Raw genomic sequence first — 23,468 nt, 5'->3', positions numbered from 1 at the left:
CTAACAAGGCCCAATCCTACCTAAAGCTTCGATTTTCACAAAAAAAGTGCTGATCCTAGAAAAAATCTAAAAACTACTATATTTTTTTCTGTCCCTAGTGCAATATATAATAATGAAAGAAAAAATATATATAGTAGACGATACACTTGTTTTTCTGAAACTCTTCACTCACCTACTTAGTGATTATGAAACCAAAACATTTATAAATCCAGACGAGGCCTTTGAAGCGATTACAACTGATCCTCCTGATTTAATACTCTCAGATTTAGAAATGCCTAAGACAAATGGGATTGAACTTCTCAAAAAAATTCGCTCACTTGAAAATACAAAAAATATCCCCATGATAATTTGCACTTCTCATGATGGAGAAGACATGCTCCAAGAGGCCTTCAGAGAAGGCGTTACTGATTTTCTAAGTAAAGATACTGTCTCAGGATTAGTACTCAATATTAGGGTTCGTAATATTTTAGATTCAATCCAAAAAACTAAAAAAATTGAGCAAATGGATCAAGAAAAAAATACGTTTCTCAGAGTTCTTTGCCATGATATTGTCAACCCACTATCAATAGCCAAAGGTTTTCACAGAATATTAACTCAAACCATAGTTAATCCAGATGAAAAAGTTCAGCATCTTTTTAAAAGTTTAGGTAGATCACATCAAAAAATCGAAGAAATTCTCGCCTATACTAGAGAGCGATTATCTATAGATGATAATAAAAAACACATAGTCTTAACACCATTAAAAGTTTCAACTCTCTTAAATGATCTTGATTTTTTGATTAAATCTCGCTTTCAAGAAAAAAATATAAATTATCAGGTCGTATGTGAAAACCTAGATCTTGAATTTCTTTGTGAAAAATCAAGTATTACAAACCAAGTTTTCGCTAATCTTTTTACAAATGCAATTAAGTTTACAGAAAAAAATGGAACGATTTCTTTTTCAATATATGAAGAGAATGATCATATTATTTTTAAATTAAGAGATAGTGGAATAGGAATGCCAAAAGATTTAGTTGATAAATTATTTGACCCTAACACTACTACCAGCCGGCCAGGAACTGACGGAGAAAAGGGTACAGGATACGGACTTCCACTTGTAAAAACATTTATTGAATCTTACGGTGGCCAGATTGAGGCCCACTCACATGATATTGAGGAATTCCCAGATGATCATTGGAGTGAGTTCATCATCAAATTAAAAAAATCTCAAAATATTTAAAAATCTACATTTTTTGGTGTTCGGTAGAAAGGAATGACATCTCTGATATTTGACATACCAGTAATATACATCACGGCCCTTTCAAATCCCAATCCAAATCCAGCATGTGGCACGGAACCAAAACGTCGTAAATCTAGATACCACCAAATATCTTGAGGATTTATATTCATTTCTTCCATTCTATTTTTCAATTTGCCTAAATTGCATTCTCTTTGAGAACCTCCAATGATTTCACCAACTCCAGGAACTAAGATATCCATGGCCCGAACAGTTTTTCCATCATCATTGAGTTTCATATAAAAGGCCTTTATATCTTTTGGATAGTCTGTCACAATCACTGGTAATTTATAGTGTTCCTCGGTGAGATATCTTTCGTGCTCAGTTTGTAAATCAACTCCCCATTTTGGAGAAAATTCAAACTTCTTTCCGCTTTTTTCGAGTATATCAATGGCCTCAGTATAGGAGACTTTGATAAAATCAGAACTTTTAACATGATTTAGTGTTTCTATAAGATCATTCTTGTATGTATTTTGTAAGAATTCTAATTCTTGTGGGCACTTTTCCATGGCCGATTCAATAAGATACTTCAGATAATCACTTGCAAGGTCTGCCACATCTTCTAAATCTGCAAATGCCAGTTCTGGCTCAATCATCCAGAATTCAGAGAGATGTCTTTGGGTATTAGAGTTTTCAGCTCTAAAGGTTGGCCCAAAAGTATAGACTCCTCCCATGGAGAGAGCAAAACATTCGGCCTCAAGTTGGCCAGAAACCGTTAGGTTTGCTTCTTTTCCGAAATAATCTTGTTCAAAATTTACCTTATTTTTGTCATTTTTTGGTAGTTTTTCAAAATCAAGGGTTGTGACTTTAAATAATTCACCGGCCCCTTCACAGTCAGAGGCAGTAATTATAGGAGTATTAATATAGTAGAGTCCGCGGTTCTGAAAAAATTCATGTGTAGCAAAGGCCAAGGTACTTCTAACTCTGAATACAGCACCAAAAGTATTTGTTCTAGGTCTTAAATGAGCATTTTCTCTTAAAAACTCAAGTGAGGTTTTTTTCTTTTGCAAGGGATACTCTTCGTTGGCCTCTCCAATTAGCTTCACTTGACTTGCATGCATTTCAAATTTTTGTCCATGTCCTCCAGAAGAAACAATTTTTCCTGTTATAAGAACTGAGGCACCTGTTAAAAGACTTTTAACAACATCGTAAGACTCGATGGTTGCATCGGCCACAATTTGCAAACTCTCTTGTGATGATCCATCGTTTATAACGATAAAGCTAAATTTTTTAGAATTCCTAACACTTCTAATCCATCCGCCAATAGTAATTGTTTTATCTAGAAAATTTCCATTATCAATTTGTGAAATTAAAACTCTTTTCTCGTAGGCCATAAAATCCTCTAAATTATAATGCGTTTTTTAAAATTGTTTTCAATTGATCAGCAACTAATCTCGCTCCAAATTGAGTCACTAATTTACTAGATGCTTCGCAGGCCAATTTACCTGCCTGACTAAAATCATAACCATGAGTTATTGCATAAAGAAAACATCCTGCAAATAAATCACCGGCGCCATTTGTATCAACGGCCTTTACATTTATACCTTTAATTTGATGAAAACTTTGTCCATCGTAGACAAGTGCCCCTTTTGGGCCAGTGGTTATAGCAAACTTCTTTGCAATAGATTTTAAAGATTCTGCTGCTGACTGCACATCCTTAGCTCCTGTGTAGCTTAAGGCCTCATATTCATTACAAAAAAGGAGATCTACTCCTTCTCCAAGCATTTGATTTAAACCATCTCTAAAATACTCCACCATACCTGGATCTGAAAAAGTTAGTGCTGTTTTAACTCCATGGGCCTCTGCTAATTCTCTGGCCTTGATTGCGGCCTCTCTTCCAGTATTAGAAGTAACTAAATAACCCTCGATATAAACATATTCGGAGCTTATTAATTCATCATCAATAAGTTCCATTGTAGATAGACCTTCAGAAACACCCAGATGTGAGTTCATAGTCCTATCTGCATCAGGAGTAATAAAGACGAGACATTTACCAGTATGCCCTTCTGGTCTTACAGTTGAGACAAGATTTGACTTTAGACCATTTGATAGCAAATCCTTCATGTAATATTCGCCTTGCTCATCATTTGCAACACGACATGAATAAAAGGCCTTACCACCAAGTTGTGCTATTGCGATCATTGTATTTGCAGCTGAACCTCCACAACTCCTTTTGTGTTTTATTCCTTCAATTTCATCTAATAGTTCATTTTGCCTCTTCTCATCAACGAGAGTCATAAGACCTTTTTCAATATTAGACTTTTTCAAGAAGGATTCATCAACTTCGAATTCCATATCTAATAGCGCATTGCCTATTCCATATACGTGATATTTTTTGCCCATTATGTTTTCCCTTTTAAATTATTGCTAAGGAGTATAACTCAATATTAAAAGTATGAATAGCTTCACTGTCTATTAAATTACTTGTTTATTCGTTTAAGAAAGTCTTCTTCGTTAATGAGCTCACTAAGCTCTCTCATTAATATCTTTTCATCTGAAGCAAAAATTTGAGAAGGAAGGTAGTACTGGTTGAAATTATCGTTCACAGAAATGAGAATATTGTAAAAGGAAACTTTTCCTTTTTTGATTGCCCGTTTCGTATTTTTATCTACTGTTTGATCTGCAGGAGATAAATAGGTAGGATCATGTTCAATAGTTAAATAGATAACTTTTCCATCTAACTCTGCACTTAAACTGATATCATCTTTTTTCATAATGATCTAATCTCATTTAAAGTGGGTTGAGTCAAATAGGTTTTACTTTAAAGGGCTGCGTACTGGCCAACTTCTCCGTCAATAGATTTTGTTATATTGTCAAAAGGAGTTCTAAGAAAAAACAATGGGATGTCGGCATCAAATTTTTTTGAGTCTTCACTTTCGAGATGAAATTCCCCTCTCATATTACCAGAGGGAGTTTCAAGTGGACAAAAAGATGTATATTCAAAAGTAGAACCTGGTGAAATATTTGGAAACTTGCCGACAACTCCTTGACCTTTCACGATTTCTTCTTGTCCTTTACCATCGCGAATTTTCCATGTTCTGCCTAGGACTTTTACATTTTGATTTCCTAAGTTTGTTATACTTACTTTGTAGGCAAAAAAATAAATTCCAAGCCTGGGATTGGATCTTTCTTCCATAAAAAAAGGTGTTACATTAACTACAACGTCTTCGGTTTCTTTACCATACAAATGAGTAATCAATTCCATATGTCTCTCCAGTGTTGGAGAAAACTATATAGAAGTTTTTTTTTGAATACACCTCACATTTTCTTACATCTAATTGAAGATACTGTTAGGAGTTTTTCTTACTCTTTCTTACTTATTTTTTAAATAAATATCATAGCGAGTTGTAGTACCTTTTACAGAGAAATGAGGTTTATTTAACAAGTCCTTCGCCTTAATTGGTCTTTTCACGATGACTCTTTTCACATCGAAATTTCGTAACCTTTCTAACTCTTCCTTGCTATCACTATCACTACCAATAATTGTTTTAAAAAATTCCATTTCTTTTCTTGATAAGGCCGACTTATTTTTTGTGGGATACATGGGATCGTAGTAAATGATATCAGCAGAAATATTACCAGGCATTCCAAAATTTAAGGATATCGAATCTTCTAAAATAGGAAATTCTTTAAACAAGTTTTTAGTTGAATCTAAAAGCAATGGGTAGACCCAAGGAGACCTTTCGTATGCTGAAATTTTTTTCACGCCCATGGATAGAAAAAGAATCATGTCTTTACCTGTTCCACAAGTCGCATCAATGAGATGAACATCCTTATCCTTTCCGACGGCCCTTCCCAAAGGACCGAACGGTAAAGATCCTTTTTTATTTGACCTAAGAAAATATTCTTTATTCAAATCAAAAAAAATCTCTTTTTTCATCACGTTGTCAAAAAGACTCAGATACTTGCTGAATTTGAAGTAAAAACGACTTTTTGAAAGCTCTGCAGCAGTTGGCCCTATTTTATATATGTTCTCAGATTCAAATAATAAGCGAAGATGAATTGGAAGATCAATATCAGAATCTACGTAAATAAAATCTCCTTTATAATCTAAATCCTTCATTGTATTTTAGCTCTCCTATATTTATCAAAGGTTAATAACATATGACTAAAAGTTCACTACCCTATAATCCCCAAGAACTCAAAAGAGAACTTGCTCAAAACTTTATTATCGCTTCAAAAGAAGAAAAACGATTAATGCTTGAGGAAATCAAACTAACCTCTTATGAACAACTCTACAAACACATTGATGATAATATTATTTTCTCAAAAACCCCTCACATTACAGACAAAATTGAATACAACGACCTTGTAAAACATATGGAAGATCTCTCTCGAAAAAATAATATTAAAGCTTCCTTTTTAGGACATGGATTGCAGCAATATAAGGTTCCTGAAATTGTTCCTTTTGTTTGTAGCTTAAGAGGACTAACTACCGCATATACTCCATATCAACCTGAAAGATCCCAAGGTACATTAAATAGCTTGTGGATATATTCTAGTGTTCTGTCAAAATTAACTGGTTTTGAGGCCATCAATGCTTCATTGTACGATAGATCTACATGTTTATTTGAAGCAATTCAAACTGCTAATCGTCTAAAGAAAAGTGGAAACAAGGCACTCGTTTTTGAATCTATTTACAAATCAGATATTGAAGTTTTAATGACTCAAGCAATTGAGACAGACACCACGATAGAGTTGATTCCCTTTGACCGCAAAAAAGGTAAAGTTGACATCGAAAGCTTAAAGAAAAAAATTGAAAATAAAGAGAATGAATATTCTTGTATCTGTTTTCCTCAAGTCAATGCGATGGGTATACTTGAAGATATCCACGAGATTACTGATTTATGTTTTGAAAAATCTATAAAATCAGTCGCCATATTTGATCCAATGCTTTTAGGCCAAAGCGGTCTTATTCCACCAAGTGAATTTGGGACTTCTGCCCAAGGTGCAGATATCATAGTGGGAGAAGGACAACATCTTTGTTTAGGGCCTAATTTTGGAGGGCCTGGTCTAGGAATTTTTGGTATCCGCTATAATGAAAAAGACAAAATATCTATCAGATCAACTGCAGGTAGATATGTAGGAAGGGCCGTTGATAGAGATGGTAAAGAGTGTCTAGCAATGGTTCTCTCAACACGTGAACAACACATTAGAAGAGAGAAAGCAACTTCAAATATCTGTTCAAATCAATCCTTTGTGGCCACTATTGCAGGAGCGGCCTTACTACAAAGAGGCGATGAAGGTATGTCACAAGCTCATTTACTTGGGAGAAAAAGGGCCGTTGATTTTGCACAATTAATTTCTGGTTTAACAGAAGTCGAACTTCTCTATCCGACCTCTACTTTTTACAATGAAGTAGCAATCAAATTTAAAAATATTCAAGCAAATGACCTCATCAAAAAGGCATCTTTGGAAGATTTACATATTGGAGTGAATTTAACAAATCAGGTTGGAGATGAAAATGCGATACTTGTTTCATTTTCTGATTGGCAATCAGATGAAGATGTTGAGAAATTACATGATTTTATTCTCTCTTGTGGAGGTAAACACAATCAAGCAGAACCTATTTTAGAAATTCCAACGAATCTTTTAAGAAAATCTAAGGTAGGTCTTAGGAAATATGGGCCCGAAGAGCTTAAAAATTACTATCAGCAATTATCTCATCTCAATGTCAGCCCGGATGATTCCATTTACCCTCTCGGTTCATGTACGATGAAGTATAATCCCTATATAAATGATTATGCAGCTTCTTTAAGTGGCTTTACTGATATACACCCTGATGTGCCAGAAGAAGATGCTCAAGGATGTTTGCATATTCTTTATGAAACACAAGAAATGTTTAAGAGTATGACTGGTTTGGCCGCAGTAGTAACACAACCAGTTGCTGGAGCACAAGGAGAACTGGTTGGGATAAAAATGTTTCAGGCATATCATAGAGATAAGGGAGAAATAAGAGATTTGATTCTTATACCCCGATCAGCTCACGGCACAAATCCAGCAACAGCGACAATGGCCGGACTGATTAGTAAGAAAACAAAAGACTCAATCTCAGGTATATTAACCGTCGAGGCCGATGAAAATGGTTTGATGAATATTGATCAAATTAATAATTATGTACAAGAATATGGAAAGCGAATCATGGGAATCATGGTTACAAATCCAAATACATCTGGAGTATTTGAAACTTCTTTTAAACAAATGGCCGGTATCCTTCACTCTATCGATGCTCTCGTATATATGGATGGCGCCAATATGAATGCGATTGCGGGTTGGGTGAATCTTGCAGAAATGGGTGTCGATGCAGTTCATAATAATTTGCATAAAACATGGACGATACCACATGGTGGAGGTGGCCCTGGAGATGCGATAGTTGCTGTTAGTGAAAAGCTTGTCGATTATATACCGGGAATTCAAGTTGCTAAGGAAAATGATAAGTTTTCTGTGTACAAGGCGCCTAAGAGTATTGGTAGTTTTCATAGACATATGGGGAATTTTGCTCATAAAATTAGGGCCTATACTTATTTAAAAGCTCTGGGGAGTGAAGGCATTAAAGAAATGTCAGCATTTGCAGTTCTTAGTGCAAGATATTTACATTCGAAGATTAAAGGTTCTTTTATCACCCTGCCAAGTGACTGTGGAAATAATCCCAGGATGCATGAATTTATTATTACGCTTAGTGATCAAGAATTCAAAAAAATGGCAGAAGCCGGAACACCAAAGACTTTGGCCATTGCTAGAGTTGGTAAGTTGTTTTTAGATTTTGGTTTACACGCCCCCACAGTTGCTTTTCCAGAGGCCTTTGGACTTATGATTGAGCCAACAGAATCTTTTTCTAAGGCCGAACTGGATCATTTTGTAGATATTGTTCTGGCCATAAAGTCACTCATAAATGAAGCTCCTGAAATCTTGCAAAGCGTTCCGCATTTTACACCAGTATCTAAGGTTGATGAAGTGGCCGCCAATAAAGATCTCATACTACGAGGTCAGATTGATGAACTCCCTAGACTTTGGCCAGAAAGATATGACAAAAATGAGTTACTTAAAATGAATGTTCACAAAATAGTAGAACTGATCCTAACTACTTCAAAAGTAGAAAAAAAAAAGTAAAATTAGCTTTCACCGACTTTAACCTTTAGAGCGGTAGATTTTTTTTTATTATCGGTTGGGAAACATCTATGGATAATTAGTTTCCGCTGAATGAAACTTACCCAAAACTACTCACATAATTCTGGTGTTCATTTCCTAGTTCATCGATGCTGGTTTTATCTTTAGATAGTTTCCAAAGATCAATTGCCGTCATCTCCTTAGGCGTAAATTCCGAGGCAGCTCCCCGTATTCTATGATTAACAAGACTTTCTAAGTTAATTGCCGCGTTTAAATCTCTGTCAATATCCAATCCACAGTGGGAACACTTATACCTTCTGTCTTTAAGCTTCAAGTCATTCTTGATCTTGCCACATCGGCCACACTTTTTTGAGCTTGGATAAAATCTATCCGCCACAAAAAGGACATTGTCGTTAAGAGCTGATTTGTATTTCAATTGTAAATCGTCAAAGTTCCCCGTCTTTTCAATTTGATTTTTCCTGAGATATTAGAACTATCCATAAAACAGGAGGTTTTAATAATGGATTTAACAATTTTGAGTAAAAAAATTAGTTCTTACAGAACTCCCAAGGGGAAAATCACAAACCTGCCAGATGAACTTCTTGGTGAGATTCTCTTTGCGTGGGAACAATGGACAGGTGCGGCCTATGGATTTTATAAAGCACTTGGAGTGGACCAAAGAAAAATGGCAAAGTTAATGGGAAAAGCAAAACAACTAAAAAGAGAAGGTTTCTTTGATGGACTGGACTTTAGTGATGACCTTAAAGTTGTGACAGAAACGCCCATCATTATACTGGCCTTACCTATTGAAATAAACATACGAACCTCCTGATTACTTATTTTAGCAGGAGGAAAAATTTATAAGATTTTAAATAGTTAACAAGGCACATGAACAGGTTTGAATAGGTTTTTAATCAACAGCTGAAACCCTACCATTTTTTCAATTTTAAGGCCTTTAACAAGATTTCAGATACTTTTAAAAAGTTTCTCAGAATTTATAAGCATTTCATAGTAAGTCATTGAGTCTAAGTCTCCAAGTGTATAGATGCTAAAACTGCAAAGCATTAATATTAAACGATTTATATATTTGCTGAAACATTTTTCATAATTGGAAAATTATAAATAACTTTTATTTCTATAAATGTAATTTTTTTCATTTTGCTAGATATTTCTATTATAAATTATGAATTTAAGGCATAAAAATATGCTCGGTATTTATTGTAAATTGAGGAGAGGTCTTAAATGTACATATCACTAAAACGAAAGTTATCTGCCATAATTACATCATTTTCAATCTTCCTCTCAATTTTGACACCATATCAGGCAATAGCAAAAAATCAATCCGCACCTGAATTAGAAATAACGATGGAAAGCTTTCTTAAGTTGAGCCAAAATTTAAATAATCTTGACCGGAAAGAACTTGCAGAACTTGATAATATGCTCAACGCACTTAACAGAGGACAATTGAAAGACCTTCCTATGGAAGTTATTGACCCATTCAATTTTGTCGGACAGAAGGTTGTTGATTTGGCCAATAACGAAGTTTATGACATTGCAGTAACAAACAAACATGTCCCATTTTTCAGAATTGATACAATAGAATTTGGTCTAGAAGATGGTAAGCTTACTATATATGGAAAAAATGGAAATAAAAATATTGTCGAGCATATCTTTGAAAATCTTGAAGTTACCTCAATATTTCAGGACCATGAAAATGTATATTTCATAACAAAAGATAAAAAAATCTATTTATTAGAAAAAAGATTTGCCAGACAATACGCATTCAGAACATCACTTCCAACGATTACACTTTATCATGCAAAAAGTGACACAATGATTACCGATAAAGAATTGAATGAGAGCACTAAAATCACTCAAATTGGACGTGGAATTGAAATCTTTTCTATAGATGAAGTAGAAAAATTTGCCACTGAACAAATAGATCAAAATGATGTAATCATCCCCCAAGATGAACAAAAACGACCTGTTATTAAAACTGGTCAAATAGTTATTTATAATGAACAAAAGGACGGATCAAGAAGAGTAGAAGGGATTTTTTCAAATGAGGCAATTTCAGGGAAAGTGCATAAAGCAATGACTTTTATGGCCGCTAAATCCGCTGCTGCTACTCATGCAATATATACTGAAACAATAAGTGAAACAATGAGAAGGTACTGGAATACCGATACCGTTACTGAAAACAAAGGTCAAAGTTCTTTTGTCATTCCAGAATATCATAAATTTGTCATCGAAGAGGCAAAAAGTTTCATTGACATAAGAGACAAGTTAAATCTCTATAAAACAAGTATAGATCTTGAAACCGCTTTCCAGCAAAAATCTCATGGACTACAAGTTCTAATAGATGGGTTATACAATAAATCTGGTATAGAAAGTCCTAAAATAGATTTTGAAGATGAGACTCTTAATTTGGAATATTTTGAAGAAATATTGAAGAAGGCCACAAGTACTACACTTTCTTCAGTTGAGTCTGCTTTTATAGATTTTCAGATGATTAAAGAGTTTAAAAACTATGATAGAGAAAAATTTGAAAATTTAGACGCCTCAACAAAAAAAGTTCTCTATTCCAATGCTAAATTAGCATTGAAGAAATTCAAAAAAAATGCAAATGCACCCTATTTACCACTTGAAAAATTGAAGGTCCTTCTAGATGCAAAAGACAAAGATGGGGCTAGAATTGGCGATCTTTATAAAGAATATGAAAATAAAATTCTTGGTATCCAAGATAATACCTCAAGACAAGCGGTTGAAGGTTCCGCATTGAAATACTCAAGAGATAGTGTAATCGATATGATTGATCACGCTAAAGTCCTTCAGTCTAAGGCCAATAATTCTAGCAATGAGGATATATCTTCATTAGAATGGCATAACTCTCAAAAAATCGTGTTCGAACGAGCACCTGAAACAATTAAGGAAATTGATCTAAAAATTCCAACCCTCAAAATATCTGAAAAACCAGATGTTCAAAAACGTAGAGATTTTATTACCGAAGGACTAAATGCTAAAAATTTGAACGCCTCAGTTGACCTCCTACTTACTGAGCATCTTTCAGGAAAATCATATGGAGCATACGTAGAACAAGATTTTTTCGATAAAATTTTAAATATTGATAATTTGAAAAGAGTTACAAAAATAACCGCTATCGCTGTTGCGGCCTCAATCGCTGCACATGTAGGCATTGTTGAAATTTATCAGGGCTCTTCTGTATGGTTTCAAACTTACATTAATACATTTATGAACAGTGATTTTCATAGAATTGTCACTGATGCAGAATACAAGTGGATTCAACGTGCTGGGGTTGTAACTTTATTATCACTCTATCCTCTCATCATTTTTGCCTCTGCTTCTTCTGTAAAACTTCTAGATAGGGTTAGAGTAAGTGCTGACCTTGCTAAGATGAAAGCAGTTGGCTCTTTTAAAGTATTTGCAGAATGGTTAAGTACAAAATCTCACTCTGCTCTCAAAAAATATAAAAATTTAGATGTTATTCAAGCAATGATAACGTTTATGGCAAAAATTTATGCTCTTATGATCAAACTTTTTCCAACTTATTACGATATGATCTTTGGTCAACATATAATGGAAACAATGGCCAGAGGTAAATCCCCTTTATCATTCATGTCTGCTAATCACCCACTATTGTCAAAAGAAGACTATACAAAATTAAGAGCAAATGGGAAGGCCCCAAAATTTGGAACATTTCTATCAACAAACTTACCAGGTAACGTCTTAACAGACGCTATTATGGGTAAAGGTAAATCTCTTTCTGAATTAAAAGATCTCTACGATACTAATAATGCATCTCTAGCTCAAAAATATGTCTACAAAAGAAAATCAAATCTAAATTATAAAACACATCTTCTAAATGATCTTGAAAAAGAGGCTAAAAGGGTCACTATCTTGGCCAATGGGATTGCTTCACTCCTTATGGCAACGGATTTCGGAGACGAGACAGAAATTCTGAAACGAGTCATGGAAGGAAGACACAGTGTTGAAGATATGATTAATCAAGGATTGAATAAAGAAATATTTAAAAAATTCAATTATCTAGCGGAAAATATTCATAGCGAAATTTTAAAACAATATAAACCTGGTACTATTGAGTTTGTTAAAAATGAAAAAGGGGCCATTGAATTTAAAGAAGATCTCGTTATGTTCTTTATTGAAAAAGGAAAAAAATACACGGAAGATATTAAAAACAATAAATTTAAATGGAAAAAATATAAAACTTTTGCAAAACCTGGCTTCTCTTCCCTTTGGAAAGGAATCGCTGGATTTGGTGATGAACAATTTGCTCTTCTTAACTCGGTAGTTGCCAATAAATTTGTTTCAAATCAAACTAATATTGAATGGCTCCTAGATCACGCAATGGTTGCGGGTATAACTGCCTATATTGGAGAACGTGCAAATTTGGAAGATGCACACTTACTTGCTCATACAAATGAATGGACTCAAATGTTTTCTACTTTAGAACATCTAAATGATGCCTGGATGAATTGTTTTATCCATGCACTTATGGCCGGGCCTCGTAACATGCTTGTTTATCAAAATGCGAAAAACCCACTTCCTCCTGAAATCAAAGCAGATCGGCTCACAATGAATAGTGGTTTTTCACCAAAGAATGATGCATTACTTGAATTTAATAAACGCCCAGAAAAAATTGGACGTAGTTTGGGTGAATGGATTTACAGTGCTCTTAATTTTAAAATGAATAATTTTGGTGGATATTTTAACATAAGTGTTTACAACTATTTTAAAACGATCCAGGCATCCATGATTTTTAACCTTGTTTTTAGATACTTTTTTACTGAGCAAACTATTTCAGAAGCATTTATGGCCTTTGCTCTTTTTTGGTTATCAGCATATCCTAGTTTTGCATGGCCATGGGTTGTTGTCAGTCGTGGAAATCATATGGAAGAAGAACGTGTCGAGAATTCTTTTAGTAGAGTTAAAGCGGCCGTTGATTCAATTTATGAGGCAGCAAAAAATGACAACATAGAAGATATGGATAAGGCCTTTAGTGATCTTCTTATTGAACTAGAAGAAGGCAAAAATATCTCTCAAAAAGATTATCTTGAGGAATTCAAATCAGCTTTAGAAACTAAAGGTTTGAAAACAAATAAAATCGATGATCTAAAAATTAATGAACTTATGTATAAAAATAATGGTGAACTTCTGAAACAACTTGCCATTTACATAGAGGCCAAAAAGGCCGGTGACAAATCCCTCAGTGATTCTACTTTTGAAACCATTGACAATATTATTGCAAGTAATGGAGAATTTAAAACGACTCAATCTGTTGAACTAAGAAAAGAGGCCATTGTAAAAGCAACTGATCTAGTTCTTAAGTTTCCAGCTAAATTCAATGCTCAAAACCCTAAAACGGCTTGGTTTTCTTCATTTTTCTTAGGTGCGGTACTTACGACCTATTTGGCAATTAGTTTACAAGTTGATTCATTCAACGTAGCTAATTTAAATTTTGCAACACTTGCTGAAAGATTTGTGGTACTCATGGCCTTTATGGGTGGGACATTTTTGGGTACTTCTCAATGGGCCTATGAAAATATTTATTACAAGTCATGGGAAACTTTCTACGATAAAGTATTAAGACCTATTAGGAATAAATACAAAAATGTAAAAGATAAAGTAAAGTCATACAGAAATCAAAAAGCAACACAAAAGGCCGAAGAAAAATCAAATAAAGAAGGATCACTCTTTTGCCAAAATAAAATGTTGAATAAGAAGGCGTCCTAATTATGAAACTCCTAGCTATATTCACAATCATTTTTCTCAATTTTTCTGCTCAAGCTGAGGTTATTGGGGAAGTATCTACAACTTTCAAATTAATCGGTCCAAATCATAAGATAGTGATTGAAGTATTTGATGACCCAAAGGTTGAAGGTGTATCTTGCCATCTGTCTCGTGCAAAAACTGGTGGTATAAGTGGAAGTTTGGGTTTAGCAGAGGATTTATCAGACTCTTCAATTTCATGCAGGCAAATAGGTCCTATCAGTTTCAAAGATACACTTAAGAACGGAGAAGAGGTTTTTTCTAAAAAAACCTCTCTTATATTCAAAAAAATGCAAGTTATAAGATTTTACGATCAAAAACGAAATACTTTAGTCTATCTCACTTATTCAGATAGACTTATTGATGGATCACCTAAAAACTCAATTTCAACAGTACCAATTCGCAATTGGTAGAAAGAACTACTTCTTCAACACTATCTAAACGTCCATATTTTTGAACTAGGGCCGTCAATCTTTGACAAATTCTAATTCATAAATTGTGTCTCCACGTTCTAGATACTTTTTTTCAAAATGTGTGCGTGGTATATTCTCCCCGATCTTATTTTGTTTATCAGAGACTATTTTCAATCCCCATACATCAGATAAGTATTTTCTGTGTCCCGAGTAGTAAAATTCTTCATTTGTGGCCATTAAAATTTTTCCTTTATTTTTCAAAGTATCAATTAAATGGCCAAAAAAAGGCATCGCATAGAATCTCTTATTTTCCTGTGATTTTTTTGGATATGGATTTGGAAATAAAAAAATATACTGATCAACATAGTTTTCGGGCACGAATTCGTTTATCCAAGATAAAGCATTGGCATGAACTGGCAATAAATTCGATGGCATCCTATTATTTTTATACCTTCTGTAAAATTTTTCAAATTTAGTTTGAGTATGTTCTATCGCCACTAAAAACTTATCAGGATTTTCTTTTGAAAAGCGTATGGGATGCAAACCAACACCACAACCAATTTCAATAACAATTGGGAGGCCCTGAGGTGGAGTGAATTCTCCATTCCAATTACTCTTTGGAAATCTCTTGTTTTCAAATTTTCTCATCTATAATTTAAGGCCATTAAAATCAATCTTTCCTTCGCCCTTATAAACTGACCCAAGGTCAATGGCCGTAAAATCATATTCACTGGCCACTTTTAAAACACTCTGAGGATGATTTGTTATAAGGACTAATCCAATTCCCATATTAAATGTTTTGAACATTTCAGCATCACTCAAATTTGATCTGTCTTTTAATATATTAAAAAACTTTTTATGTGGAAGATTGAGATAATTATCTATTTTATAATCGAAACGTGAGTTAATTCGTGCAATATTTGTAAACCCACCTCCTGTTATATGTGCTATTCCCTTGATATGATCTGGAATTTTTTCAAGTAAAGCATGTATAAGTTTTACATAAATTGCTGTCGGAGTGAGTGCCTGATGACAAAGATCAGTTTCATCATTGCGTATAAGTTTTCTTATTAAAGAAAAGCCATTGGAGTGTGGGCCAGAAGAGTTTATTCCAATAATACGGTCTCCCTCACAAACATAGCGCCCATCAATTATTCTCTCTTGCGAAACCTCACCAACAGCGAATCCTGCAAGATCATATTCACCTTCGTTGTACATTCCAGGCATTTCTGCGGTTTCCCCACCAATCAGGGCCATTTCAGATTGTAGACATCCTTCAACGATTCCATCAATAATCTGTGAAGATATTTCAACATCAAGTTTTCCCGTGGCCAAGTAATCAAGAAAGAAAAGAGGTTTAGCGCCAGTACAAATTATATCATTTACACACATCGCAACGAGATCAATTCCTATCGTATTATGTATTCCCATTTCGATTGCCAACTTGATTTTTGTACCTACCCCATCAGTTCCTGTTGCGAGGTATTTCTCTTTTGAGATCTTATACAGAGCTGCAAACCCACCGACTCCACTTACAACATTTTGTCCATAAGTTTTTTTTACCTTTTCCTTGATTCGAGCAACCAATTGATCGCCCTTTTCGATTGACACTCCCGCATCCTCATAACTAATCATAATATATTCCTAGTGATTAAAATGTCTTGTTCCCGTAAAATACATGCAAATTTCATATTTGTCACAGCAAGCAATGACTTCATTGTCCTTAATACTTCCACCTGGTTGAATTATTGTTTTTATTCCAAAGCTATTGGCCAGTTCAATATTGTCATCAAAAGGAAAAAAAGCATCTGAAACGAGGATGCTCTCTTTGAGATCCATATAGTTATTATCTGTGGCCTTATCAACGGCCTGTTTTAATGAGATTAGACGGTTTGGATTTCCCATACCTGCTCCTTGGAGAAAAAATCCATTTTCATTTTTTGCGGTAATTGAAATCGCATTGCTTTTTAAACTTTTGCAACTTAGAACCGAAAAATTTAAAAACTCTCTATTGTAATCTTTTTCTGTCTTAGTGATTATCTTAAACTCTTCTTGGGAGAAAATATCCTGATTTTGTAAAACATATCCACCATCAATACTTTTAACATTTAAAGTCTGATCATTTTTAGATAGTTCAAAATCGTACTCTAACAATCTCAAATTCTTTTTTTGTGATAATAGTTCTTTGGCCGAATCACTAAATTTTTGTGCAATAATAATTTCCACAAAGTATTGGTTCACAAAATTGGCCATTTCTGCATCAAATTCTCCATTCACACAGATGACACCACCAAAAGCACTGATTGGGTCTGAATTCCAGGCCATTTTGAGTGATTCAAGAGGAGAACTCATAAGGGCCTGACCACATGGGTTAGCATGTTTAACAATAATCGTTGCGTACTTATATTGAGAAGAGGTGTTCATTGCGAGAGTATTAAAATCGAGGCATGCCTTTAGGGCAGCATCAGAATCGACCAAATTATTAAAAGAGAGTTCTTTCCCCTGGAGAGGAATGTTATTTGCTAAACCTTGAACTGGCCCACTAACCACATATCCATCTTGATGTGGATTTTCACCATACCTAAGTTTTTTTGATTCATTTAAATCAATAGAGATAAGCGAACTTTCTTGGTTAAATCTCTTGCACAAAGTATTGTAAATAACAGCGTCATATTTTGCTGTATGCTCAAATGCGGCCAATGAGAGTTCTATTCTATATTCAAATGTTGTTTCAAGATTTACCTTTGTATTTTCAATGAATTTAAAATATTGCTTTGGATCTGTGAGGACAGCAACTGACTCATAATTTTTGGCAGCAGCACGAATCATATTTGGGCCACCGATATCAATATTTTCAACGAGGCAATCTATTTCTGCCTCGTTTTTTGCAACTTGTGAAAACGGATAGAGATTACAAATCACTAAATCAATGGGCAAAATATTTAAACTTTTAGCTTCTTCTATGTCGTTAGGATTATTTCTTCTGAAGAGTAAGGCACTTGCAACTTGGAAAGAGAGTGTTTTCATTCTCCCTCCAAAAGACTCAGGGTTTCCGGTGATTTCTTGGATGGGTGTATATTTAATTCCTAGCTCGCTTATAAATTTTCCGGTTCCTCCACTTGCGATGATTTCAACATTTGATTTGTTCAAATGCTCGACAATTTCTTTAAGATTACTCTTGTCAGAAACACTAATAAGGGCCCTGTGAATTTTTGTTTTTTTCATCATTACCTCGCTAAATTGTTATACTTTCAAAAAAGCTCAATCCATCTGCCGGTTTGTTAAAATCTTGTTCAACACTCGATAATGTCGCTTGAAATATCGAGGCCTCGGGATGCGGCATTAATCCGAGCACGTTTCCTCTGGTATTTGTAAGGCCAGCAATATCTAGTGCAGATCCGTTGGGATTATTTTTGTATGTTAGTGCTATATGTCCATTTTTTAGCAGATCATTTTGTATATCTTCCGAGCATTCATTAAGCAGTACAATTTTTCCTTCACCATGACGTATGGGAAGTGTTATTTCTTTTGGGCAATCAATCGTCCATATACAAGGGGAATTTTTATTAACTTCCAGACTTACCCATCGATCTATGAAATGACCAACATCATTAAAAGTAAGAGTTAATTTCCGTGGGCCTATTTCAGGAAGAACGCCAAGTTGAACTAATGTTTGAAATCCATTACAAATTCCAATGACCGGGCGACCTTCTTTGATAAAGTCAAAAAATCCACTCCCAAGGCCTTTTTTAATTTTCTGAGCAAATACTCGTCCAGATCCGAGGTCATCTCCAAAAGAAAAACCTCCAGGTAAGGCCAATCCATCGTATTCAAAGAGATCGTCGGGGTTGATTAAAAGATGATTGAGAGTTTGTATTTCAGCTTCATGTCCAGCTGTTTCAAAGGCAATCTTAGTTTCTCTTTCACAATTTATACCATCTCCACAGAGAATAAGAAATTTCATAAGATATCCTTTTGAAATTTATTCCATATTTCATTAATATCTTGAACAGTATGTTCTAGGAGTATTGAGCTTGAGTTTTTGATGATGAAATTTGATTCCTGGGTAATATCACCAAGAGGAGTAAAGTCATGATCCTTCAAATATTCACTTAAAATTTGCTCTTTATCTTTCTGATATGAAATCACAAATCTTCCGCGGGCCTCTGAGAAAAGGTACTCAAAAATATTTTCTTCACTACTGTCAATTTCACTTAGTGTGAGGTCTGCACCTAAATTTTTTGTAAAACAAGGTTCACATAAAGCTACAAACAAACCGCCTTCAGAGACATCATGACAAGATTGTAGATGTTGTTGTTGAATAAGATGATAGATTTGTCTATAGAGAGAAAGATTTCTTTCAAGATTTACACCTTCTAGAACCTGGTCTTTTTGGTTTATTTCAAAGATTTCAGCAAACTCACTACCGAGAAGACCTTTCGGTGGAACTCCAACAACAGCAATACGATCGCCATAATTTTTATATGAGCTACCCATAGTTTTGCCCATGGTCGCTTTTCCCATTGCAGTAATAAGAAGTGTGGGTAGTACACCAAATTTTATGGATACACCATCGCGGTTGAGACCAGAAAAATTATTCTTCATACTATCTTTACCGCTTACAAGAGGTATTTTATATGACAAGCATCCATGGGCCAGTCCCTCACATGATCTAACTAATTGGGCCAGTCTGAACTTCCCTTTTGGATTCTGAGGTGTATTAACAGGATCAGGCCAACAAAAATTATCAAGTGCACAAATCACATCAGGATCAACTCCTTGAGAAACTAAATTGGCAACTGCCTCATCTAAAGAGTAGAGGGCCATTTCATAGGGGTCAATTTCTGATAGTCTTGGAGCTAAACCGCAGCTCACTCCAATGGCAGTCTCTTTACTTCCACCATGTGGATATGTCCAAATAAGTCCACTATCATTGGGAGAAGAGAAAGTTTCGCTCGAAAAGGGTTTTACATGTGTTGCAGCTTGAACTTCATGATCATAGCGACGTATAAAATTTTCTTTACTTGAAATATTAGGCCTATTTAATATTTTTAAGAGTGCAATTTTGAGAGTTTTTTCTACATCTTGAATAGGTTCTTTCTGAATGGGATTTGGTCTATCGTCTCCCCATCCAACCTCCTGATTGGTTTGATTCCATTTAGCTTCTAGTTCGAGTGGTTTAAGTTCCTCATGTAAAAATTTTAAGTCAATTTTTCCAACACAGGTTTCTCCGTGGAATATTTCAAAATCCCCATTATTTGTAAACTCACCTAAGTTTGAAACATCGACTCCATACTCTTTGGCCAAACGTTCAAACGGAGATGTTTTCGTGGGGTCTACTGAAAATGTCATCCGTTCTTGACTTTCGCTTATGAGAATTTCAAAAGGTTTAAGTCCGGTATATTTGAGAGGAACTTTCTTAAGGTCTATTCTGGCGCCATTTGTAATTGTGGCCATCTCACCTACGCTGCTTGAAAGGCCACCAGCACCGTTGTCAGTTACTCCAGTGAAAAGAAGTTGATCTCTTGCGGCCAAGAGAAAATCAGATAGTCTTTTTTGAGTGATAGGATCTCCAATTTGAACGGCCGTAGCAGGAGCATGTTCATCTAGTTGGAGAGAGCTGAAGGTTGCACCATGTATTCCATCTGCACCTACTTTTCCTCCGGCCATGTAGATAAAATCACCAGGTTTAGTGTATTTTTTTGAAGTATCTAGTTCATTTATTTTCTGTGGCATGACACCTATTGTTCCACAATAGACGAGTGGTTTCCCACTGAATGAATCATCAAAATAAAAGGCGCCGTTGACTGTAGGGATACCGGATTTATTCCCTCCATCTTCAACTCCTTTATGCACCCCCCTTATAAGTTCATTTGGATGCCTAGGTCCATTAGGTAGTTTGCCTTCATTTGTGTTCTTGGTGACAATATTTGGAAAACAAAAGACGTTGGTATTTGCAATTGGTCTAGAACCAAGACCAACTCCTAAAATATCTCTATTCACGCCTAGGATTCCAGTGATAGCACCTCCGTATGGATCGAGTGCAGATGGACTGTTATGCGTTTCAACTTTAATAGTGAAGTCTACTTGTTCATCAAATCGAACAACACCAGCATTGTCTGAAAAAACTGATATGCACCAATTTTTTTCATTCATAATCTTATTTGTAGTGTCTTTAATGTAAGTTTTGTAGAGTGAATGAATAGTTTTATCATTAATTTTTTTAAACTTTGAATTTTCTTCAGAATAATTTATTTTTGAGGAGAATATCTTGTGTTTACAGTGTTCACTCCATGTTTGTGCAATAACTTCGATTTCAACATCTGTGGGATGGTTTGAGGGAAGACCCATTGCAGAACGTTCAGTTGGTCTAGTTTTAAAGTGATCACGTGCTTGATAAATTTCATCCAAATTTAGGGCCAAACATCTTTTTTGATTGAGTATTAAGAGCTCCTTATCACTTATATCAAGGTTGATTTGTTCAACAAGGTTTTTTGAATCAACAATTTCAACATGAACGACTTCCCGATTATCGAATCTACAATTGATTTCAGGGCATTGCCAACATTCAATTTTTTGAATGAGAGGATTAAGATATTCATTATTCAATAAATTGGTCACCGATTCTGAATTGATCGTTCCTTCGATTAAGATAACTGTACCACTGGAAACATTTGATTCATATCCATAGAGTTTGAGAGCATCCTTTGAACTTTTGGCGATATTATCTGTTACTCCTGGCCTATATGAAATATTAAATGCAAAGTTGTAGATTACATTTGAGTCTGAGTCATAGATATTTTCACAGATTGGATCGCAAAAAATATCATTGAGGTCATCTGGTTGAATATCTTGATCTGATTGTATATGGTAGAAACTGCGAATTTTAAGTTTTTTGATAGCACCATTAAGTTCATTATTCAAATATTGTAAGAGGTGATTTTCTCTTGGTGAATTTTCTTTTGTTTCAGTCTCAATTCTAATGGTTTTCATAATATTTCTCATAGATGATTTCAATGGCCTTAGGAAATAGTTTATATTCCTCAGAGTGGACCTTATCAGTATATTTTTCTAATGTATCAACTTCGCTTTTTAATATTTTACTTTGGAGTATTATTTCACCGGTATCAACTCCCTGATCAACGAAATGGACAGTCACTCCGCCGTATACATTTTCATCTTGGAAGCTTTTTTCGATGGCATTAAGGCCTGGATGATGTGGAAGAAAGGATGGATGTATATTAATAACTCTATTTTGCTCTAGTTTTTTATCATAGAACAAATTTAAAAAATCAGCAGATAATATTTTCATAAAGCCAGCTAGGATCAACCATGGTCTGTCAACTTTACTTATTTCAAGATGCAATTTGTTTTCAAAGATTTCTTTGTTTTCATTTACAGAAGAGATGATTTCTATATTAATATCTTCATTTGAAAACCTATTAATGATTCCAGCTTTTGGATTATTTGTGATAATTTTGCGCACGTTTATTTTTTCATTATGTAAAAATGATCTATAGAGATTCATTGCATTTGTGCCACTTCCAGATGCAAGGATTACTATATTCATAGGCCTATATCTTTACGAAAAAAGCATTTTTCAAATTTTATTTGTTCAATACCCTCATAAACTTTCATTCTTGCATGTCCAATATTATCTCCAACAGCAGTTACACCTAATACTCGACCGGGGCCATTTGTAAGTGTACCATTTTCTTTAACATTTACTCCTGCGTAAAATAGGTAGAGATCATTCATTTCGGATAGTTTTTCATCGCCAGATATTTCGTGGCCTGTCTCTATTTTTTCACCATTGATCCCTGGATATCCTCCAGAAGCAAGAACGACATGGATAGCAGTTTGATCTAATATTTTAATAGGCGAAATAGAGTTGAGATTACCTTCTGTAGCTTTCATCATAATATCTGCGAGATCACTTTCTATAAGGGGCATTAATGTTTGAGTTTCAGGATCACCAAACCTTACATTGAACTCTATGACATTAATATTTCTATTGTCATCGATCATTAGACCTGCAAATAGAATACCTTTGTAGTCTATATTTTCTTCTTTACAACCTTTTAAGAATTTATCGAATACTTCTTGGTTGATTTTATTTTTCAATTCCTGATCGATTAAATCTAGTGAGCTAATACATCCCATCCCTCCAGTGTTTGGGCCAGTATTTCCATCGTTTAATCTTTTATAATCTCTTGCGTATCCAATATTGATAAAGTTGTTTCCATCAAAGAGGGCAAAGGCAGAGATTTCTTTTCCCTTTAATCTTTCTTCGAGAATAACCTTTCCTGATTTAATAGGAAATGATGGATTATCCATAATATTTCTAAGGTATAATTTTGCTTCCTCAATTGTCTCTACAACGAAAACGCCCTTGCCCGCGGCCAGGCCATCGGCCTTCACGACAGGAGGTATTTGATCATTCCAAATGTTTAGATATTCTAGTCCATCTCTAAGGATAGAGACAGTTTTAAACTTAGCTGTTGGAATATTGTATTTTTCCATAAATCTTTTTGAAAAATCTTTTGAACTTTCAAATTGGGATGCTTTTTTTGAAGGGCCTAATACTCTAATATTTTGTTTTTGTAATTGATCAACTATGCCATCTGCTAATGGATCTTCTGGCCCAATAAAAACGAGATCAATTTGATTTTCTCTTGCGAAATTTGCAATATGAAATCCATCTATTTTTTGTAAATGTATACACTCAATTCTTTCATTAAGATCAGCTCCTGGATTTCCAGGAGCAATGAAGACTTTTTCTATGAGTGGAGACATTGCAAGTTTCCATGCGATGGCGTGTTCTCTACCACCTTTACCAACGACTAAATACTTCATATGATCTA

18 protein-coding genes are annotated in these 23,468 nt (G+C 34.7%); 5 read left to right on the top strand and 13 right to left on the bottom strand.

The annotated features are described in order from the left end of the window. Positions 1–112: 112 nt before the first annotated feature. Positions 113–1,219, top strand: a complete 1,107-nt coding sequence (locus H6622_15650) for a hybrid sensor histidine kinase/response regulator (GenBank protein MCB9062957.1) — start codon at positions 113–115, stop codon at positions 1,217–1,219. Here H6622_15650 and asnS read toward each other — a convergent pair. The 5 genes from asnS to H6622_15625 form a co-directional block, all read right to left on the bottom strand. Next, entirely contained in the window at positions 1,216–2,610 is a 1,395-nt protein-coding gene (asnS, locus tag H6622_15645) for an asparagine--tRNA ligase (protein ID MCB9062956.1), read from the bottom strand. The two genes, H6622_15650 and asnS, sit on opposite strands and share 4 nt — an antisense overlap. A gap of 13 nt (positions 2,611–2,623) precedes the next feature. Then, entirely contained in the window at positions 2,624–3,619 is a 996-nt protein-coding gene (locus tag H6622_15640) for an adenosine kinase (protein MCB9062955.1), read from the bottom strand. A gap of 77 nt (positions 3,620–3,696) precedes the next feature. Further along, positions 3,697–3,990, bottom strand: coding sequence for a hypothetical protein (locus tag H6622_15635; GenBank protein ID MCB9062954.1), 294 nt, complete (start codon positions 3,988–3,990; stop codon positions 3,697–3,699). A gap of 47 nt (positions 3,991–4,037) precedes the next feature. Next, the gene (gene apaG, locus H6622_15630) at positions 4,038–4,481 is read right to left on the bottom strand and encodes a Co2+/Mg2+ efflux protein ApaG (protein ID MCB9062953.1); all 444 of its coding nucleotides are present in this window, start codon (positions 4,479–4,481) and stop codon (positions 4,038–4,040) included. Positions 4,482–4,589: 108 nt separating this feature from the next. Next, positions 4,590–5,339: a class I SAM-dependent methyltransferase gene (locus H6622_15625; protein ID MCB9062952.1), complete on the bottom strand. Its 750-nt coding sequence runs from the start codon at positions 5,337–5,339 to the stop codon at positions 4,590–4,592. Positions 5,340–5,380: 41 nt separating this feature from the next. Here H6622_15625 and gcvPB point away from each other — a divergent pair, with 41 nt between their 5' ends. Continuing rightward, the gene (gene gcvPB / locus H6622_15620) at positions 5,381–8,386 is read left to right on the top strand and encodes an aminomethyl-transferring glycine dehydrogenase subunit GcvPB (protein ID MCB9062951.1); all 3,006 of its coding nucleotides are present in this window, start codon (positions 5,381–5,383) and stop codon (positions 8,384–8,386) included. Between the two features lie 97 nt (positions 8,387–8,483). On the opposite strand, the gene H6622_15615 is transcribed toward gcvPB, so the two are convergent. Next, positions 8,484–8,819, bottom strand: coding sequence for a transposase (locus tag H6622_15615; GenBank protein MCB9062950.1), 336 nt, complete (start codon positions 8,817–8,819; stop codon positions 8,484–8,486). A gap of 84 nt (positions 8,820–8,903) precedes the next feature. On the opposite strand from H6622_15615, the gene H6622_15610 reads away from it, so the two are divergent. The 3 genes from H6622_15610 (at position 8,904) to H6622_15600 (ending at position 14,604) form a co-directional block, all read left to right on the top strand. Continuing rightward, positions 8,904–9,215, top strand: coding sequence for a hypothetical protein (locus H6622_15610; GenBank protein ID MCB9062949.1), 312 nt, complete (start codon positions 8,904–8,906; stop codon positions 9,213–9,215). 410 nt (positions 9,216–9,625) lie between these two features. After that, entirely contained in the window at positions 9,626–14,155 is a 4,530-nt protein-coding gene (locus H6622_15605; protein ID MCB9062948.1) for a hypothetical protein, read from the top strand. Positions 14,156–14,157: 2 nt separating this feature from the next. After that, positions 14,158–14,604, top strand: a complete 447-nt coding sequence (locus H6622_15600; GenBank protein MCB9062947.1) for a CreA family protein — start codon at positions 14,158–14,160, stop codon at positions 14,602–14,604. Between the two features lie 54 nt (positions 14,605–14,658). Here H6622_15600 and H6622_15595 read toward each other — a convergent pair whose 3' ends face one another. From H6622_15595 to purD, 7 genes are read right to left on the bottom strand one after another with little or no spacing between them, the layout of a single operon-like run. After that, positions 14,659–15,252: a hypothetical protein gene (locus H6622_15595; protein MCB9062946.1), complete on the bottom strand. Its 594-nt coding sequence runs from the start codon at positions 15,250–15,252 to the stop codon at positions 14,659–14,661. Beyond that, complete coding sequence (locus H6622_15590) at positions 15,253–16,242, bottom strand: phosphoribosylformylglycinamidine cyclo-ligase (protein ID MCB9062945.1); 990 nt, start codon at positions 16,240–16,242, stop codon at positions 15,253–15,255. A 6-nt stretch (positions 16,243–16,248) separates the two neighbouring features. Then, a complete protein-coding gene (purH, locus tag H6622_15585; GenBank protein MCB9062944.1) occupies positions 16,249–17,829 on the bottom strand; it encodes a bifunctional phosphoribosylaminoimidazolecarboxamide formyltransferase/IMP cyclohydrolase in 1,581 nt (526 codons plus the stop codon). A 10-nt stretch (positions 17,830–17,839) separates the two neighbouring features. After that, the gene (locus H6622_15580; GenBank protein ID MCB9062943.1) at positions 17,840–18,568 is read right to left on the bottom strand and encodes a phosphoribosylformylglycinamidine synthase subunit PurQ; all 729 of its coding nucleotides are present in this window, start codon (positions 18,566–18,568) and stop codon (positions 17,840–17,842) included. After that, positions 18,565–21,597 carry a phosphoribosylformylglycinamidine synthase gene (locus H6622_15575; protein ID MCB9062942.1) on the bottom strand — a complete coding sequence of 1,011 codons (3,033 nt, stop codon included), beginning with the start codon at positions 21,595–21,597 and terminating at the stop codon, positions 18,565–18,567. Before H6622_15575 ends, H6622_15580 begins: the two co-directional genes overlap by 4 nt. Continuing rightward, positions 21,584–22,174, bottom strand: coding sequence for a hypothetical protein (locus tag H6622_15570; GenBank protein MCB9062941.1), 591 nt, complete (start codon positions 22,172–22,174; stop codon positions 21,584–21,586). Before H6622_15570 ends, H6622_15575 begins: the two co-directional genes overlap by 14 nt. Continuing rightward, positions 22,171–23,460: a phosphoribosylamine--glycine ligase gene (gene purD, locus H6622_15565; GenBank protein ID MCB9062940.1), complete on the bottom strand. Its 1,290-nt coding sequence runs from the start codon at positions 23,458–23,460 to the stop codon at positions 22,171–22,173. The genes H6622_15570 and purD overlap by 4 nt, the downstream gene beginning before the upstream one ends. Positions 23,461–23,468 lie beyond the last annotated feature (8 nt).

The organism is Halobacteriovoraceae bacterium, assembly GCA_020635115.1.
In the GTDB taxonomy this organism is placed as follows: Bacteria; Bdellovibrionota; Bacteriovoracia; order Bacteriovoracales; family Bacteriovoracaceae; genus JACKAK01.
The sequence above is the reverse complement of the archived record's forward strand: the minus strand, read 5'-3'. Positions and strand labels throughout refer to the sequence as shown.

Bases quoted from the DNA above. Each gene is read 5' to 3' on its own strand.
- H6622_15650 (MCB9062957.1), top strand. From the start codon at position 113: ATGAAAGAAAAAATATATATAGTAGACGATACACTTGTTTTTCTGAAA.
- asnS (MCB9062956.1), bottom strand. From the start codon at position 2,610: ATGGCCTACGAGAAAAGAGTTTTAATTTCACAAATTGATAATGGAAAT.
- H6622_15640 (MCB9062955.1), bottom strand. From the start codon at position 3,619: ATGGGCAAAAAATATCACGTATATGGAATAGGCAATGCGCTATTAGAT.
- H6622_15635 (MCB9062954.1), bottom strand. From the start codon at position 3,990: ATGAAAAAAGATGATATCAGTTTAAGTGCAGAGTTAGATGGAAAAGTT.
- apaG (MCB9062953.1), bottom strand. From the start codon at position 4,481: ATGGAATTGATTACTCATTTGTATGGTAAAGAAACCGAAGACGTTGTA.
- H6622_15625 (MCB9062952.1), bottom strand. From the start codon at position 5,339: ATGAAGGATTTAGATTATAAAGGAGATTTTATTTACGTAGATTCTGAT.
- gcvPB (MCB9062951.1), top strand. From the start codon at position 5,381: ATGACTAAAAGTTCACTACCCTATAATCCCCAAGAACTCAAAAGAGAA.
- H6622_15610 (MCB9062949.1), top strand. From the start codon at position 8,904: ATGGATTTAACAATTTTGAGTAAAAAAATTAGTTCTTACAGAACTCCC.
- H6622_15605 (MCB9062948.1), top strand. From the start codon at position 9,626: ATGTACATATCACTAAAACGAAAGTTATCTGCCATAATTACATCATTT.
- H6622_15600 (MCB9062947.1), top strand. From the start codon at position 14,158: ATGAAACTCCTAGCTATATTCACAATCATTTTTCTCAATTTTTCTGCT.
- H6622_15595 (MCB9062946.1), bottom strand. From the start codon at position 15,252: ATGAGAAAATTTGAAAACAAGAGATTTCCAAAGAGTAATTGGAATGGA.
- purH (MCB9062944.1), bottom strand. From the start codon at position 17,829: ATGAAAAAAACAAAAATTCACAGGGCCCTTATTAGTGTTTCTGACAAG.
- H6622_15580 (MCB9062943.1), bottom strand. From the start codon at position 18,568: ATGAAATTTCTTATTCTCTGTGGAGATGGTATAAATTGTGAAAGAGAA.
- H6622_15575 (MCB9062942.1), bottom strand. From the start codon at position 21,597: ATGAAAACCATTAGAATTGAGACTGAAACAAAAGAAAATTCACCAAGA.
- H6622_15570 (MCB9062941.1), bottom strand. From the start codon at position 22,174: ATGAATATAGTAATCCTTGCATCTGGAAGTGGCACAAATGCAATGAAT.
- purD (MCB9062940.1), bottom strand. From the start codon at position 23,460: ATGAAGTATTTAGTCGTTGGTAAAGGTGGTAGAGAACACGCCATCGCA.